Annotated in this window: 2 protein-coding genes; both read right to left on the reverse strand. The window is 48.4% G+C overall.

Features of this window, described 5'->3' with window-relative positions; genetic code table 11:
- Nucleotides 1-53: 53 nt before the first annotated feature.
- Complete coding sequence (gene pilL2, locus Xedl_RS19760) at nucleotides 54-596, reverse strand: PFGI-1 class ICE element type IV pilus protein PilL2 (protein WP_074025432.1); 543 nt, start codon at nucleotides 594-596, stop codon at nucleotides 54-56.
- Nucleotides 597-816: 220 nt separating this feature from the next.
- Complete coding sequence (locus Xedl_RS19765) at nucleotides 817-1,035, reverse strand: helix-turn-helix domain-containing protein (protein ID WP_074025434.1); 219 nt, start codon at nucleotides 1,033-1,035, stop codon at nucleotides 817-819.
- Between the last annotated feature and the right edge of the window lie 26 nt (nucleotides 1,036-1,061).

The following is a 1,061-nucleotide window of genomic DNA, read 5'->3' on the forward strand; positions in this document are numbered from 1 at the left end:
CCACACTGAACTGCTCAGCAACCAGACCAATAAACCGAAACGATGCAATTTCATCAATGCCCTCCCTGCTGCGTTTGTTTAACCGAAGCCGGTAGCCGATAGCCTTGTCGTAAATGATGACAAACCACTCGCTGCACCTCGTCCACGTCCAGTTGCCAGGCCGGGCCTGCCATGATTTGCAATGCGGTGCGTAACCGGACAGGGCCTAACTGATAGTGCACAGAGGGCAATGGCTGGCGATATAAGATGTCATGGGTTTTATCCGGTGCACATAACGAGTAACCTGATTGACGCAACACGTAATGCAGCGCATCAGCAACCGTCGGTTTCAGCGACACAGGGATATGGATATCAACCAATTGGGAAAGCGGGGCATATTGTGCTTCTGTCGGGTTGGTACTGACCAGCAAATAACGGCCATAACGAACAACTTCAGGTTGTTGTCCATAAATATCCGGTGAAACAGGCTGAATGTTGCGTGTCAGCGTAACGGAAGAAAAACGACTTTGGGAAGGCTGAGATAGCGGTTGTTTTACGGGAGTCGCGCATCCCGTCAGTATGACCGCCATTAAGCCGATTAACGCGTTTATTTTCATGCCAGATAGGTTCCTGCTCAGTCGTAAAATAATCCTGACTATGCAAGGAACCCGGTGATGTATTCAATGAACAACTCAACTGTGTTTGCTGAAAATAAAGAGGTCGTAACAGAGAATAACGGATAAACCCTGAACCGGTATTATCGTATTGAATGTCACAGATAATAACAGGGTATTATCCAGCAAACGATTTGCGTGCTTTTCGCTCAATCAAATTACCCTAGCGGTCAAAATAACGGCTGGGCCAGATTTCAGACGGCGCCAGCTCCAAACGGGTAGCGATGATAAACTCCCCTTTGGGCCATGGGCGGGATAAGGTATTTGCCAGTGTAGAAGAACTGAGTCCCGATTCACGGGATAAAGCGGCGAGTGTCGTACCACGCTTGCGTAATGCACAAATAATTTCGGCTGGGTGCCAGTCTTGTTGAGTGTGAGTCATACCTGCTTCCCCTTCTGTTGATTATT

The organism is Xenorhabdus eapokensis (assembly GCF_001908105.1).